Genomic DNA, 15,432 nt, shown 5'->3' with positions numbered 1-15,432 from the left:
CAGTGAACAGGGGGGACGTCCCGACGTGCATGCTCATCGCCTCAGACCCGCCGCCATCGCGCTCGCCGCCGCCGCGCTGGCCGCGGTGCTCACCGGGTGCCAGGAGTCCGATTCCGCCGCCGGAGCCGATGGCTCACCGAGCGCCGCCACCGCGAGCCAGGCGTCCGGCACGTCCGGCGGCGGCAAGGGCGTGGCCAAGGGAGGCACGGGAGGGTCGGGAGGCGCGGGTTCCACGGCGACCGCGTCGCCGGATGCGGCCGGTGCCGGAACGCCCGTGGCGAAGCCCGCCTCCAAGGCCTCCGACCCGGTCAAGACCACCGCGCCGGCCACCGGCTGCGCCGTCAAGGCGCCGGACCCGGACCATGTCGACCCCGACGAGATCGCCCTCTACCGCGTCGAGGAACTCCCCGCCAGCACCGGAAAGGTAAACCTCGTCATTCAGCACGGGACGTGGGGATGCCCCGGCAAGGACTCCGACGGGACGCCGTTCGTCGTCACCGGCGAGGACAGCCGGTGGGCCCTCGACCAGGCCGCGTACGTCACCGCCACCAACCCCATCGTCGCGAGCAGCAAGAACCAGCGCATCGGCGTGCAGGAGCTGATCGACTGGGTCAACGCGCACCCCGACTCCGGACTGGTGTTCAAGTACACGACCGGCGACGACGGCGCCATCCACAGCCTGGAACAGGTCTACACGCCGTAGCGGCCACTGGGCCTGTTCGACGTGGGTCGCCCCGCCCTCGCACCCGACAGCTCTGTCACCCGAATGGCGCAACATGACGTGCCACCCACATGGGTGAAGATCAGGCTGGCTAGTGCCCCAACCGAGGCAATCCGTGAAAGGGGAACCACATGCCCACTCGACGAATCCTCGCCGGCGTCATCGCCACGGCAGCCCTCGCCGGACTCGGCCTCACAGGCGCCGCCACCGCCACCGCCGCCACCGCACAGGGTGCCTCGTCCTACGTCACCCCTTCTCAGTGCAGGGAGGGCGGCGGAACGCCCGCGATCAACGAGGAGGGCAACTACTGCAAGGGCGGTACGCACGACGGGGAGAAGGTCGACTGAACTCCCCAAGGCGCCCCGCAGTCACGCGCCGCGGGGCGCTCCCGCGCGAGCGTGGCCTGGAAGGCGGCACGCGGCCGGCGCCTCCCCTCAGCACCCCGAAGATGCGTGTGGGGCTGCGGGTGTGTACCGGCCTGCACCGGCGGTGGGGCGAGCGGGGTGCAGGCCGTCCGGGGTGGTTGGTTTCAGGAGAAGACGACCGAGCGCAGGAGCAGGCGGTCGGAGGCGCCTGTGCCCGGGGGCAGCGTGTAGTAGGTGTCGCCTGTGCAGTCGGTGTCGAGGAAGACGGTGGCGGTGGCGTCCGTGCGGTTCTTGGGCGCCCGTGAGGGGGTGCCGGGTGCGGAGGACGGCGGGGCGAGGTTGATGCACTCACCGCCGGCGGGGTTGTTCAGGAAGCCGACGGCCTCGTACCCGTCGGCGGTGGTGTACGTGTAGCGGAACTGGCCGGTGGCCGCCGAGGCCGAGCCGGGAACAGCCACCAGCAGGAGGAAGGCACTGCATGCAGCGCCGACGGCCGCCTTGATGGAACGAACGGACACAGGCACATTCTCTCTGTCGGGTTACCGGTGCGGTCACTGCCAGCGATTCCCCACCAGGTGTGCGCTAGACGCTTTGTCCCCCGAACGAGGACGCCGAATCGTTCCCTCTTCCCGCAGGTCAGGCGATACATCAGAGCGCTGCAGGGCGTGACACCCTGGCGGGCGGACCCGGGCCCGTTGGTTCGGGTCACCCGGATCCGCCTCGGCCGCGGGGGCAGGTGGTGGCGCGGTTACTTCGGGGCAACGAGCATGTGCTCGGTGCCGAAGGTGGCGCCGGTGTGTGCGTACATGGTGGTCTCGCCGTCGGACCAGCGGACCACGAGGTCGTCCGGCCAGCCGTTGGAGTCGTAGCCGCCCGCCGTCATCACCGAGTCGTAGGACCAGATGCTGCCGGCCGAGGCCATGTGGACCTCCTTGCCGACGCCGCCGGGGCAGGTCTCCTGGAACTGGGAGACCCTTCCGTCGGACCAGCGCACCAGGGCGTCCCAGTTGTTGCCGCCGGTGAAGTCGCCCGCGGTCACCAAGGTGGCGTCCTTCCAGGCGCTCTTCGGCTTGGCCAGCTGGTGTTCGGTGCCGAAGCCCCTGTCGCCGACGGCGGTGTAGTCGGTGACCTCGCCGTCGCTCCAGCGCACCAGCAGGTCGCTGACGTACTTCGCGGTGCCGAAGCTGCCGCCGGTGATCTGGTCGGCGTGGCTCCAGACGGATCCGGCGCCGGCCATCTTGATCCCGCCGCCCATACCCTTGGTGCCGACGTCGGGGAGGAGCCTGACCTCGCCGGATTTGAACACCACCAGCAGGTCCGAGCCGTTGCCGCCGGAGAAGTCGCCGCCGGTGAGGGACTTGACGTCCTGCCAGACGCCGTGCGGCGCGGCCAGCCGGCGCTCGCCGGTGAAGCCGCCGTTGCCGTCGCCGGTGTACAGGGTCACCTCACCGTCGGTCCAGACCACGACCAGGTCGCCCTTACGGTCGCCGGTGTACTCGCCCGAGGCCAGCAGCCTGGCGTGGGACCAGGTCTCACCGCCGCCCATGGAGTACGGCAGCGGCGGCTGGTCGTAGGTGCTGCCGTGGGAGACGTGCTGACCCTTCTTCGCCTCGTCGTACAGGCGGAAGAACCAGTCGCCGTGCATGGGGCTGTACGTGAGCCAGTCCACGTTCGCGTCGTTGCCGCCGCCGTGGTACCCGCCGACGTTCCCGATGATCTCACCGGTGCCCTTCGCCCAGTCCACCCGGGAGAACCAGGGACCACCGGAGACGCCGCTCCACATGCCACGGCACTTGGCCTGGATCTGGTAGAAGCCGGGGAGCGCCTCCGTCTGCGTGGGGCACCGCACCGGATGGTCCTCGGGGTCGTGGCTGGAGGGATAGCCCAGCATCGTGACCTTGTTCAGGTAACCCGGCGTGCGCACCAGCTTGTTCGCGCCCACCACGTCCTGCGCCTGCTTGCCGCTCTTCGAGGGCTCGAGCCGGCCGAAGGAGAAGTCCAGGTCCGAGATGGGCTTCTTGGTGTTGTGCACGTACCGGTTGTCGGTGAACCAGCTGGAGACCCGGTAGAACCCGAACGTCTGCTTGTCCAGCGTGTACTCGGCGGCGTACATGGGGACGAAGACGGCCTTGCCACCGTCGCAGTGCCCGGCGCTCAGGATCAGATTGTGCCCGGGGCTCTCCACCACGCTGGCGGTGCACTTGTGCGCGTGCATCCGGTCGGTGGTCGGGTCCGTGTCGTACGTGAAGATGGTCCCGACGGACGGCAGGCCGAGGACGTGCTCCGCCGTCGGCATGTCGGCCGCCGCCGAGGGACCGGCCGGGGCCGCCCGCCGGGCACGGGCCGCGGTGCTCGGGTCCGCCTGCTGCGCGGGCAGGGCCGGGTCGGTGGCCGAGGCCATGCGTTCAGGCGTCCAGAAACGGATGGCGTCCGCGTCCGACCAGTCGTCGTCGCCGGTCTTCGGCTCCGTGGAACCGCCCGGGCTCGCCGACGGCGAGGCCGGGGGCTCTCCCGTCGCGTTCGGGGTCGAGGGGCTGGCGGATGCCGTGGGCGTGGGTTCGGCGGACGGCCCGGCCGAGGTTCCGGCGGACGGCACCGTGGTCGAGGACAGGTGGGGCGCCGGTGTGACGTCCTGAGCCTTGGTCTGTGCCTGGGCGAGGCCTCCCCCTCCCGTCAGGAACAGAGCAGTTCCGGCCGCGAGGACCGCGAGGCGCGATATTCGTCTGTGTGAGGTATGCAAGGAATGCTTTCTGAGTCATGGGACAGCTTGAAGTGCCTCCGGGCCGGAGAACGGCCGGAAGGAGCGAAGGAAGAGCGGAGAAGGACAGGGTCGGTCCGCGGCTGCCGGTTCGCCGCTACGCGGACGGCTCGGCCTTGCGTGAGCGTTGGCGCCGCACCGTGAACACTCCGCCGCAGGCGAGGGCCAGTCCCGCCGCCGCGACGCCACCGGCGACCGCCCAGGAGGAGCCGCCGTCGTTGACGGGCCGGCCGGCGATTGTGACGTGCTGCGTTGTGGTGTGCTGCCCATGGTGGCTGACCACGGTCACGGTGTAGCGGCCTTCGGGTACGTCGCCTCGCAGTCGTGCGTGGCCCGCGTAGACGGTGCCGGCGTCGTCGCATTTGCAGCCGGGGTTGTCCGGGCTGTTGGTCTTGATGATCAACGGCCCTTTGAAGACGGGTGACGTGACGGTCAGGGAGTTCTCCCCCGGTGCGGCCCGCAGGTCGGTGAGGACCACCCGGACGTCACTGCCCGGCCGGAGGGAGGCCGGCGTGCCGCTGCCGGGGAACGCGTCCCGGGGACCGATGACGAACCGGTCGATCTGCGCCGAGTTCTCGGCCGCGACCTTCAGCGTGGCCGTCGCGACGATACGGCCGTGGCTGGTCGCGGTGACCGGATAGGTGCCCGGGCGCAGACCCGAACGGATGCGGTGCTGCGAGCCCTCCGGGTCCACCTGCACCGACTGCGTCGACCCCTTCTTCAGGGGAGTCAGGGTGATCGGCTCCTGCAGGGCCGGAGAAGTGACCTCGGCCTCGTCCCATCCCGGTCGCATGCCCTCCAGGCTGAACCAGACGTCGTCACCGGCTTCCGGAGCGAGGTTCTGAGCCACGTGGTACTCCAGGCGGACGCCCGGAGACGGGCTCGCGCCCTCGGCGGCCGACACCCCTGCCGCCCCTCCCAGCAAAGGCACCACGGCGAGACCGGCGACGCCCACGGCCCGGACTGCATTGCGGAACAACGCTTCCCCCTTGGTCGGAGATGGCTGGGCCGGTTCGACCGCATCCATCTGTCGACCAGGAAGAGGGCAGAAGCGGGCGGTTGGTTGCCGAAACCAGCGCCAGGGCAGAAGGGGGCCTGTGCTGTACGGCGGTGGCCGCGGGGACGGACGTCGGCGTGACGCTTGGGACAGGGCTCCCAGAATCCCTGCCTCACGACCAGGCCGTCGCGCTCACCGTCGACACGGCCGAGTGCGACCGTCGGGTGGGCCGCTCGAAAACCCACCGCAGTCTGTACGAACGCAGCATTCGCCACTGGATCGACCACCACCGCACGGAAGCCGCGGACTTCCGGCGGCTCGACACGGAAGCGTGGTCATTGGCGGTTCAGGGTGCGAGTGATGCCCGCCGCGATCGTCGTCGCGAGGATCCAGCCGGTGGCGATCAGGAGATAGGCGAGCCATTGGTACCAGCCCCTGGGTGCGAACGCCGTCTCCTGGCCGAAGCCGACGACTGGAAGCAGGAGGTCGAGGGTGTAGACGAAGGGCGTGAAGGCAGGTGCCTCGTCGGGTTTCACAGGGCGTGGATGATGCACGGAGAAGGCGATGGCGCCGCAGAGCAGGAGGAGCAGAAGCCAGCCGGCGGCCCGCAGAGGGCGGAAGCCGTAGCCGACCGTCGCGTCCTGGAGGTGGCCCCAGAAACGGGCGTACCACGGCAGCGTCCGGCGGTGGCTGCGGAGTCTGGTCAGCTGGACGGTGCGCGCAGCGCGGTCGTCGCCCACAGCACGGTACGCGGCGGCCAGTTGTTCGTAGGAGAACGGGAGATGGCCGTCGGTCTCGCGTTCCAGCAGCGGCAGGCGCTGTCCGGCCGGGAGGTGCGGGGCGAGTGTGCGGTAACCGAGGCCGTCGAGCCTGACCTGCGCGGGCCATACGTCGGGCAGGGCGTGCAGGAAGTCGAGCCGGGAGCGCCGTAGGTCCACCGTGCCCGTGATCGGGGCGGCCTCGCGGAGCCACAGCTCGCCGACCGTGCAGCTGTCCGCGCTCAGGGCCTCTCCGCCTGGGTTGGACAACTGGGCGCGGGCGAGGTCGAGACGGCGAGGAATGCTGGCCCCGCTCAGGACGACCTGGCCCTGGACGCGCAGCCGTACGCCGTGCAGGTCGGTGCCGACCGACAAGGTCTCGGCCTGCAGGGCGATGCTGCCGGGTGCGGACAGTACGGCGTCTTCCAGGTTCACCCGGCCACCGACCGTCGCTCCGTCCAGTCGGACCTGGCCACGGGCGACCAGGCCGACGGCCCACACATCGGTGCCGATCTCCGCATGGTTGAGCTGAAGAATCGGTTCCTCGGCCGGCTCGTGGTCCGGCGGGTCCGGCATGACGAGATCGCCCTGCGCAACCGAGTGCCCGAGGCGCGCGTTGTTCAGGAAGAACCCGCCGGCGACCTTCGCCCCCTGCAGCCGGACGGGTCCCGTGATGCGGCAGCCGGTGATCCGCAGCACGCCGTCGACGCGGAGGGTCGCTGCACTCAGCCCGGGCAGCACCGAGTCGCTCAGGACGAGGGCACGGATCTGCCCTCCGTACAGCTGCGGAGGCTGTTCGAAGTGACAGGACCGCAGGCGCACCGGATGGTCGACCGTGCCGTACCTGAGGTCCAGCCCTCCGGAAATGCGCGCACCCGCCAGCTTCAGGCCGGCGATCTCACCGTCGCCCACCGGCCCGCCGACCAGCAGCGCCCGCAGCACCGCGGCACGTACGGTGCGCTCGGCCCCCCAGGACGCACCGAGCGCGGGATCTTCACAGGCGCTCTCACGGAAGTCGACCCCTTCCCCCAGTGAGAAGGCCTCCCATACGCGGCGCTCCGCCGGTGTCAGATCGCTGATCTCCATCAGCGGGATGCTGGCGCCCGCTGATCACACTGTCAACTCGGCACCAGCAGAACGTCTTTCCGCAGGTGGGTGCCGGGCCGACCGGTGCTCGAAGGTCGGGGGCAGGCGTGAACGGTCATCTGGGAGCGGGTCAGACCGACGGACTGCGCTTGGCTACGCACACTGTCCGACGGCCTGTTCGCCACCCGCCTGTCTCGGCCGAGACAACTGGCAGACAGCCAGGGGCGGCTGTGACAGGCAGGCCGTTACGCGTCCGCGGTATGCGCCGAATGCTGCAAGACGGGCGCGCGGCATGCTCATCGCCCAGGACCCGGGACCGCGTCGGGGGCTGCCGCAAGGCGTTTCGGCGGTGGCCCACCTGCCAAGGCGGTGCGCACCACCCATAGGGGCGACCGGGCGTCGGCCACCCCCTCCAGCGCACCGCGGGAAGGAACCCCGGGAGCCACAGTCTGTCGTTGGCCGAGGCGAAGGGCACGCGGCACAGCCGCGCATTGGCCTCTGCGTCCCGGTGATGCTGAGGCTGGTGCGGCGCGTGGCCCGCCTCCGCCGCGAAGGTCCTGCAAGCGAACCTGAACCCTCCTGCGGCTCGGCCCCGTTGAGGAGGCCGGCCGTTGCCTGACCGGCCTGCCGGCCCTACAGCTCGAACTCCAGGTCGAGGAGGTCGGTGAGTTCCACTTCGAGTCCGTGGGCGCGGCGGCCGTTGTCGCGGAAGTAGACCTCGCCGAGGGCTTCGGCGGCGATCTGGCGGAGCTGGTCTTCGGTGGCGCCGCCCTCTTGGGCGGCGAAGAGGCGGGCGGCGTGCTGGGGTGGCAGGGCGAGGGTGAGGTGACGTACGCGGGCGTCGTCGGTGCTGCCGGGAGCGGCGGTGTAGCCGAACCGGGCCTGGACATCGATCATGATGCCGCCGGTGGTGGCCGCGGCCTGCTTGGCCTTGGCCCTGACCTGCGGCTGCCAGCGCGCGCGGACCTCACGCTCCAGCCGGTCGGCGAGCTCCGGGCGAGGGGTTCTGATCTGGTTCTTCACATACCGTTCGACGGTGCGCTGGCTGATGCCGAGCAGCTCGGCGACGCGCCGCGTGCTGCGCTGGTGCTGTCGGACCAGGTAGCGCATCTGCGCCCCGGCGGATTTGGGGATGGGGCGCGTGAACGCGCCCTGCACCGCCTTGTCGAGCTCGTCTGTGACCGTGACCATCGGCCCGTGTCCCTACTCTCCGGTGTCCTTGGCGGTGACCTCGCCGGTCTTGATGTAGCGGGCGAGGTTGGCGACCTTGCCGTCGTCGGCGAGGTGTTCGAGCACGTCGGCGCCCCACAGCACGCTCTGGGTGCCCTCGTGCTTGACCATGCCCGGGCTGACGCCGAGCCGGAAGGAGCCGGGGACGGTCTTGTTGTCGGCGCCGTAGGGCAGGACGTCGAGCGGGCTGGGCCCGTCGGCGGCGTACACGGCGCAGTCCGAGAGCACCGCGACCGGATACTGGCCGGTGGCCGCGGCCAGGTGCAGCATCTTGCGGTGCATGTTGATCCGGGCCCGGGAGATGACGGTGGCGCGGATGTCCGGGCGCCACGTCGGGCGGGCGAGGGCGGGCCAGGGCTGTCCCGGCTTCCAGCCGCCGCCGCGTGCCCTCTCCTGCAGCTTGCCGATGCCGCCCTTGACGGTCATCTTGATCGCGTCCACGACGATCGCCATCTCGGGGTCACGCTGTTTGTAGCCGTCCATCGCTTCCAGGAACTCCGCCGGGCCCTGCTTGTCACCCACGCCCAGGTCCGCCATGGTGGCGACGTAGGCGTCCCGCAGCCGCTTGTACCAGCCGTCCAGGAACCGGCCGCTCTCGGTACGCACCCAGGCCTCGAGCGGGGCGACGTCGTAGCCGAGTTCGACGGCGTACGCCACGGTGGGGGTGGCGTACCAGGCCGGCCCCTCGGGGCGTTCACCGGTCGGTGTGAACGGACTGGGCAGCAGATCTCCTTCGAGCCGGCGCCAATGCTTGGCGACCTTCACCCGGGACAGGCCGACGTGGGAGAGGTCGACCAGCCAGGATCCGGGCAGCGCCGGGTCGAAGGCGGGGTTGGTGACGTGCACGGGCGGTGTGGCCAAGCCTACGACGGCGCCGTTCGCGGCCGCGCCGAAGGACAGGTTCACGTCGAGGCCGACCAGGTAGCGCTTCGTGCACTCGGCGTCGGTCAGGTCCCGCGCCCAGTCGTAGGCCTCCTCGAACAGCTTCTCGCCGGGGCCCCGTACGTGGAAGCGGGGCAGGTGCGCCAGGACGGGGTGCCCGTCGGTCGCCTCGCACGGCGCCGGATCCATCGGCTCGGTTCCCAGCGACCCGGGCCGGTGCTCACGGTGCCGCCTGCCGTCGGCGTCCGGCTCGCCGGCGCGGGTCGGCGGGTTGAGCGCGGTCATCAGATGCAGCCCCGTCACGGCGGTGGAACCGACCGGTGTCACGACCCGCTGCGCGTACACCCCGAGCACCCGGGCGAGTGCCGCGGGCTCCAGCTGCGCCGCATGGCCCCAGGCGCGGTCGTCGAGGGCGTGCCAGGAGGGGATGCACAGCTGCACGCACTGCCGGCGACCTCCCTGGGCGGGGCGGTAGATCCGCGCCCACGGTCCCAGCCCTCGCTTGGTGAGCTGCCAGTCGGCACGCTGAAGCTGCTTGATGACCTTGTGGGTTTCCGGGAGCCGTCCGGCGAGCCGCTCCGACTCCGACAGCCGACCGGGCAGGCCGTACCGTTCGCACGCGGCCTCGGTGAGCACCAGAAGCGGGTCGGCGTCCTTGCCCGAACCGTGCAGTCTCTCCGCCCCGAGCCGCGCCTCGCCCAGCGCCCACTCCACCAGGGCAGGCAGCGACTTGGCGGCGACGTCCAGAATCAGACCACCGATGCCGTACCCGCTCACCTGCCTCTCGGCGTCGGTGTCGAGGACGAGCAGCGGGCCGTGCGCGTACGCGTGCGCTCCGCCGGGTGCCGGCGTGGGCGCCGGGGCGGCCTTCCGCGCCGCCGGACGGCGCGCGCCTGGCGACGCCCGCTCGGCACGCGGACGCGACGCGGCCGGCTCGGGAACGGCCGCCGGGGAGGAGGGGCGGGACCCCTCGGGTCCGGCCGCAGCGTCCGGTGCTCCGTCCGTAGCTGACGGCGTCGTCGCCGCGGGCCGGGTCGGCGCTGTGGGCGCGGCATCGGTGGCCGTCTGCGGCGCCGCGGTTTCCTCCTGCGGAGCACCGGTGCTTTCGGGGGAGGGGTAGAGCTTGGCGAGCTGCCCCAGCAGATGGGCGTAGGCCTCCCGCTCCGGCGGCCGCGGCTCGGTCTTGCCCGACTCCCATGCGCCGACGGTCGCCCGCCGCACGTTCAGCGCGGCGGCCACTTCGTCCAGGGTGAGCGCGTGAGCCTGGCGCAGCCGCCTGCGTTCCGTCGGCGGCGGCAACGGGGAGCGGGACGCGACCAGCGCATCGACCGCGTCGAACAGCTCGGACATCGGACACCTCCGCTCTCACTCTAGCCGCATACCGCTCCCATCACGTACTTATCACGTACGATCGGCGTACTAATGACGTGCAGAGTCACGAGCCGCGAGAGCTTCAAGATCGCGCCGCCGCGAGGCGTAGGAATGTGGCACGGCTCCCGGGCCGCCTGCCCGGGAGCCACGGTCGGCTGAGTGCCACAGCAGGGCGCCGCGACGTTCCCGCAGTAGATCCAACCCCACTGCGGAGAGTCGAGCTGGTACCAGACGTTTCCGGACTGGTTGATCTTCTTGCTGTAGTAGTGGAGGGACTGTCCCGCGTAGGCGGTACGCCAGAGTACGGAGCCGCTCGCCGAGTAGGTGCTCCTGACCGGGTCGCCCGACCGCAGGGCGGTGGTCCATCCCTCGACGGCCACGACGACGGACTGGTCCGACGGGGCGCTGGAAACCGAGACTCCCGCGGCTTGGGACGTCGCCTGCGCCGGGCCGGTGATTCCGCCGGCGAGCAGGGCGGCGCCCATGGTCGCCCCGGGGAGGAGGGTTCGCATACGCATGTGATGTCTCCGTTCGTGTGGGTTCTACCGTTGGCCGCATGCATCGCGGCGCCTGGTGCGCCGTCACGGCACGGCTGTGCTTTCGTCCTTGCTGCGGGGCGCACGTGCGTCCGCCCCGCAGCCCGGGCCCCCCTGGTCGGTTGAGAACCGACCGGACCCGGCACCCCGGGTGCGGTACGGCGCGTCGTACGCGTCGTGGCACTTCGGGTGTGCCGCCCCGCCAGCCTCAGGGCCTTCGCCCCGGATGGCTCTGCGGGGCTCGCATCACCGATTCCAGCGGCCGGCGCATTGTTTGGCAGCGCTGGTCAGACGACCGAACAATGACCGGCCGGTACGCAGGCCCACGTGTTCGCTCCTGCGGGCGCGGAACCCGCCCACGGTCAGGTCACCGGTTCTTCGGCCTGCGGCGCGGGCGACGGCGTGTGGGAGGCGCGGGAGGGAGCGCGGTAGCCCGTGACGACCGCGCCCGTGGCGAGCAGCACCACCGTTCCGACGACCCGCAGCGCGGGACCCATCCCGCTCGCGAAGTCGGTGTGGCCCGCCAGGACCGTGCCGGCGACGGCGACGCCGAGGGCCGCGCCGATCTCGCGGGCCGAGGTGCCGAGGCCCGAGCCCAGCCCCGCCCGGTGCGGGGGAAGGGACACGACCACGCCCAGGGTGAGCGCGGGCATGGCGAGGCCGGTGCCCGTGGAGATGACCAGCAGCCAGCAGGCGTACAGCGGGTAGGGCGTCGCCGCGTCCGCCGTGGACGCGGCGAGTAGGCCGATGCCTATCAGGGCGAGCCCGGTGCCGATGACCGGACGCGGATGCGCCGACCAGCGGGCCGCGAACTTCGGGACCAGGGCCATGCCGACGATCAGCGGCACGATCGCGACGCCCGTCACGGCCGGCTCGAAGCCCTTGACCTCTTGGAGGTACTGCGAGTTGACGAAGAACAGCGCGAACAGGCCGAAGAATCCGGTCGCCAGACCGAGCGTCGTCGCGCGCAGAGCGGCGGAGCGGAACAGGCGGGGGTCGAGCAGCGGGGCGTCGGCGCGCAGGGCGTGCGCCGCGAAGGCGGCCACGAGCAGCGCGCCCACCGTGAACGCGGCCAGGATGCGCGGGGAGGTCCAGCCGTGCGCGGGGCCCTCGATGATGCCGAAGAGCACCGCGACCAGGCCCGCGGTGAGCAGGAGCGTGCCGATCGCGTCGGGGCGGTGGCCGGCGGCCCGGTCCGTGCGCGGGGTGGTGACCGCCACCGCGGCGGCGAGTACGGCCGCGAGCGGCACCATCACGGCGAACAGGGCCCGCCAGGACAGGAACTGGCCGACGAGACCGCCGCCCAGGTTGCCGGCCATGCCGCCCAGCCCGATGGCCAGCGTCCAGGACGCCAGCGCCTGGGCGCGGCGCTCGGGGCCGGCCAGGTGCACCAGGATCGACATCGTCGCCGGGGTGATCAGCGCGGCGCCGGCCCCGGAGACGCCGCGGCCGGCGATGAGCACGGCCGGGTCGGGGGCGAGCGCGCTGGTCGTGGCGCCGGCGGCGAACAGGGCCAGGCCGGTGAGCAGGGCCTCCTTGCGGCCGACCCGGTCGCCGAGTGCGCCTGCCGGGATCAGCAGGCCCGCGAAGACGATGACGTAGGCGTCGACCGTCCACAGCAGTTCGGTGTGCGAGGGATGCAGGGCGGACGAACTCAGTTGGGGGATCAGCAGGTTGATGGCGGCGACCATGCTCTGCGCGACGAGGACGCAGGCGCACAGGGTCAGCAGGGTGGGGCGTTTCAGGGCGTGCGCGGGCACGGCTCCTCCCGGGAGCTGGTGGTGGTGGGGGATGCGCTCTCACCGTAGGCTCGGCCCTGTCCTTACTTCCAGTGCAACCTTTGCAAGGAATACCTGCACATGACACAATCCACCGGGCTGGACCTGAACCTGCTGGTCGCCCTGGACGTGCTGCTGGAGGAACAGAGCGTGCAGGGCGCCGCACAGCGGCTGCACCTGTCCGAGCCCGCCATGAGCCGCACCCTCGGCCGCATCCGCAAGGCTCTCGGCGATCCGGTGCTGGTGCGGGCCGGGCGCCGGATGGTGCCGACGCCGCACGCCCTGGCCGTACGCGCCGAGGTCAGCGCGGTCGTGGAGCGGGCACGCGCCCTGTTCGCACCGGTCAGGGACACCGACCTGCGCACCGTCACCCGTACCTTCACCATCCTCGGCCACGACGCGATGGCCGCCACCCAGGCAGCGGCCCTCCTCGCCCGCGCCGCCCGCGAGGCGCCCGGCATCCGGCTGCGCTTCCTGTCCGAGAGCCATGTGGACGCCCCGTTCCTGCGCCAGGGCACCGCCGACCTGGAGGTCGGCGTGATCGACACCACCGCGCCCGAAGTGCACGTGGAGACCGTCTACGAGGACCGCATGCTGGGTGTCGTACGGGCCGGACACCCGCTGCTCACCGGCGAGCTGACGGCCGAGCGGTTCGCCCGGGAGGCGGGGCACCTCATCGTGTCGCGGCGCGGCCGGCTGCGCGGCCCGGTCGACGACGCCCTCGCCGAACTCGGGCTCGAACGCCGGGTGGTGGGCAGCGTTGGCACCTACCCGGCCTCGCTCTTCGTGCTGCGCGACACCGACCTGGTCGGACTGATCAGCCGGTGGGGCCGCTCACTCGCCACCACCCTCGGCCTGGTCACCTTCGACATCCCGCTCCGGCTCCCAGCGGTCCGGGTGGGCTTCGCCTGGCACCCGCGACACCAGGCGGACCCGGCTCACGCCTGGCTGCGCGACTGCGTCCGGGAGCTCATGCTCCGGGGACCGGACGGCGGCCAGGGTCTACGGCCACGGTCACCACCCTCGACTCCAGACCCCCGGGAACCGCACTTGCACAGCCCCGCCCCCTGATCGCTTCCTCAGCCTCTCACGCACCTCACACTGCCCCATTGGCTTCCGGGATCGGTGTGCGCGGCGACGACTGCAGGGCCGTACTGATACTGACAGGCCTCGTTCCAGGAGAGCCGACCATTGATCGTGATCGGCTCCGAACTTCCGTCCGCGCGTACGCACGTCCAGTCTTTGACCGTCCGGAGCTCCTCCTCCGGGCGGGAAGACGCGAACCCCTTGTACCGGCAATATGCGTAGACGTTGAGAGGCGAGCCGACTTCTGTCGGTGGCTTGGACGATGTCTCCGTCTGCTCTGGTGTGCTCGTCCAGGGCGCCTGGACGCCGGCCCATGTCAAAATGCCGACGATCGCGGCCCCCGCGCCCAGCAGCCCGCCCACTGCGACCACGATGGTCTTGAAGCTTCCCAACTGCCCGGACCTCTCATGCGCACGGATCTCCACGTTAGCCACGGGACAGAAGGGAAGGCGGCGGCGCGCCCACGGGCTGTCGTCGGTGGCGGCGATCCCGGCACGGTCGCTTCATAACGGACCGCGAGTTAGTCGTACCGCGTGCCGACGGCACGATGGCGCCTCAGCCGGTTGATCCCGCACTCGGCAGGGTGTCGCTCCGGCCGCGCCATCACCGCCATCACCCTGATAAGCCGAACGCACCGCAGTGGGCCGACCAGAATGGAGCAACGGGCACTCACTCCGCTGACGTCGATGCGCCGGCCAGGGCCCGCTTGACCTCAGCCGCGGGGAAGGGAGTGCGTTTGCTCTGTGTAAGCAGTCGACGATGAAAGTCGTCCAGGACGATTGCGTGCCGAGCGTGCCGGTCGATGATCGCGGCAAGGTCGGGCGGAATGTCGGAGGGTTGGTGGCCGTCCATCCAGTCGCGCAGGAAGGCCCCGTGTTCGGTGCCACCCCGCACGTCGTCCGGCAGGTGGTGGCGGAGCAGGTGGTTCGGTGCGTAGGAGCGGTCGTACACGAGGTGATCAGTCAGGAAATCGCGCTCCTCCGCCGAGAGTTCGAAATCGCGGCTCAACGCGAGCCCGAAGTCCGCGAAGTACACCCGCCGGCCGTCGGTGAGCAGATTGGCGAAGTGCGCGTCAAAGTGGACCAGACCGCGCGCGCTCATGAACTCCGTCCCCTGCAGCAGTGCATTCTCGACCCACCGATAGGGCGACTCGCATCCCGGCTCCGGTTGGGCCGCATCACGGCTGTCGCCGAGCCACTGGGCGAGCGTCTGTGGCACATGCTCCAGGAAGAGCACCAGACTGAAGGAGGACCCTCCGATGGCCTCCAGCCGACGGCGCACGGCCGACGAGCCGTCCCAATGCGCCACGGCCCCCTCGACGCCGCCGAGCCCGTCGACGAAGCCGGCCGGGGGACTGTCAGGCAAGACCCGCCAGTGATACAGCAGCGGGAAACCCGCGTACTCGTTCTTCAGTGCCCACCCTGTCGTCATGATGTGCGCGGCCAGCTCACGCCAGGCGCCGAACCCCGCCGAGCCCACCCCGTACTGGTAGAAGAGAGGAAGATCGAACACGTTCGCGGTCGACCGCACGTGCTGCGGCTGCAACTCGAGGTCCGTCAGCGGGACCCGCTTGACGAAGACGCGTATCCCCTCGACTTCCAACTCCGCTGACCTGCCCCCGATACCGGAGCCGAGACTCGGCGCGGCGGCCACCGCATCCGCAAGCCGACGGTCGCTCAACAGGGACAGCCGTGTTCCCACGGCCGTGTAAGCGGACACTCGCGCGGCATGCCCTGACTCGGTCACATCCATCGGCGGCTCCAACCTGACGTCAGAACTGACTCCTGTTGATCATGTCATGGCGTTCAACGGCTCGGCCTCACACAGCGGCACTGCTGGCCCGAGCGGTGCGGCCCCGGGCCGT

At 71.0% G+C, this 15,432-nt stretch carries 13 protein-coding genes; 4 read left to right on the top strand and 9 right to left on the bottom strand.

Going from position 1 to position 15,432, the window contains the following annotated elements; translation table 11 throughout:
- The first annotated feature begins 25 nt into the window (after positions 1-25).
- Positions 26-703 carry a hypothetical protein gene (locus tag ABZ923_RS00515; protein WP_361464782.1) on the top strand — a complete coding sequence of 226 codons (678 nt, stop codon included), beginning with the start codon at positions 26-28 and terminating at the stop codon, positions 701-703.
- A 149-nt stretch (positions 704-852) separates the two neighbouring features.
- A complete protein-coding gene (locus ABZ923_RS00510; RefSeq protein ID WP_361464780.1) occupies positions 853-1,068 on the top strand; it encodes a hypothetical protein in 216 nt (71 codons plus the stop codon).
- Between the two features lie 182 nt (positions 1,069-1,250).
- Here ABZ923_RS00510 and ABZ923_RS00505 read toward each other — a convergent pair whose 3' ends face one another.
- A complete protein-coding gene (locus ABZ923_RS00505) occupies positions 1,251-1,604 on the bottom strand; it encodes a hypothetical protein (RefSeq protein WP_361464778.1) in 354 nt (117 codons plus the stop codon).
- A 230-nt stretch (positions 1,605-1,834) separates the two neighbouring features.
- A complete protein-coding gene (locus tag ABZ923_RS00500; RefSeq protein WP_361464776.1) occupies positions 1,835-3,487 on the bottom strand; it encodes a hypothetical protein in 1,653 nt (550 codons plus the stop codon).
- 22 nt (positions 3,488-3,509) lie between these two features.
- Between ABZ923_RS00500 and ABZ923_RS00495 the strand changes: the two genes are divergently transcribed.
- A complete protein-coding gene (locus ABZ923_RS00495; protein WP_361464774.1) occupies positions 3,510-3,722 on the top strand; it encodes a hypothetical protein in 213 nt (70 codons plus the stop codon).
- 219 nt (positions 3,723-3,941) lie between these two features.
- Here the strand turns inward: ABZ923_RS00495 and ABZ923_RS00490 are convergent, their stop codons facing one another.
- The 6 genes from ABZ923_RS00490 to ABZ923_RS00465 form a co-directional block, all read right to left on the bottom strand.
- Complete coding sequence (locus ABZ923_RS00490; protein ID WP_361464771.1) at positions 3,942-4,823, bottom strand: hypothetical protein; 882 nt, start codon at positions 4,821-4,823, stop codon at positions 3,942-3,944.
- A gap of 353 nt (positions 4,824-5,176) precedes the next feature.
- Complete coding sequence (locus ABZ923_RS00485) at positions 5,177-6,685, bottom strand: membrane-associated oxidoreductase (protein ID WP_361464769.1); 1,509 nt, start codon at positions 6,683-6,685, stop codon at positions 5,177-5,179.
- Between the two features lie 633 nt (positions 6,686-7,318).
- Positions 7,319-7,876, bottom strand: a complete 558-nt coding sequence (locus tag ABZ923_RS00480) for a helix-turn-helix transcriptional regulator (protein ID WP_361464767.1) — start codon at positions 7,874-7,876, stop codon at positions 7,319-7,321.
- A 12-nt stretch (positions 7,877-7,888) separates the two neighbouring features.
- A complete protein-coding gene (locus tag ABZ923_RS00475; RefSeq protein ID WP_361464764.1) occupies positions 7,889-10,147 on the bottom strand; it encodes a helix-turn-helix domain-containing protein in 2,259 nt (752 codons plus the stop codon).
- A gap of 20 nt (positions 10,148-10,167) precedes the next feature.
- Positions 10,168-10,686: a hypothetical protein gene (locus ABZ923_RS00470; RefSeq protein WP_361464761.1), complete on the bottom strand. Its 519-nt coding sequence runs from the start codon at positions 10,684-10,686 to the stop codon at positions 10,168-10,170.
- A gap of 380 nt (positions 10,687-11,066) precedes the next feature.
- Complete coding sequence (locus tag ABZ923_RS00465) at positions 11,067-12,464, bottom strand: MFS transporter (RefSeq protein ID WP_361464759.1); 1,398 nt, start codon at positions 12,462-12,464, stop codon at positions 11,067-11,069.
- A gap of 99 nt (positions 12,465-12,563) precedes the next feature.
- On the opposite strand from ABZ923_RS00465, the gene ABZ923_RS00460 reads away from it, so the two are divergent.
- Complete coding sequence (locus tag ABZ923_RS00460) at positions 12,564-13,553, top strand: LysR family transcriptional regulator (RefSeq protein WP_361464756.1); 990 nt, start codon at positions 12,564-12,566, stop codon at positions 13,551-13,553.
- 684 nt (positions 13,554-14,237) lie between these two features.
- Here ABZ923_RS00460 and ABZ923_RS00455 read toward each other — a convergent pair.
- Complete coding sequence (locus ABZ923_RS00455; RefSeq protein WP_361464754.1) at positions 14,238-15,320, bottom strand: protein kinase family protein; 1,083 nt, start codon at positions 15,318-15,320, stop codon at positions 14,238-14,240.
- Positions 15,321-15,432 lie beyond the last annotated feature (112 nt).

The sequence above is a fragment of the Streptomyces sp. NPDC046881 genome (assembly GCF_040645015.1).
Lineage (GTDB): Bacteria > Actinomycetota > Actinomycetes > Streptomycetales > Streptomycetaceae > Streptomyces.
Note: the sequence above shows the minus strand (reverse complement) of the source record. Positions and strands in the feature narration are given on the sequence as shown.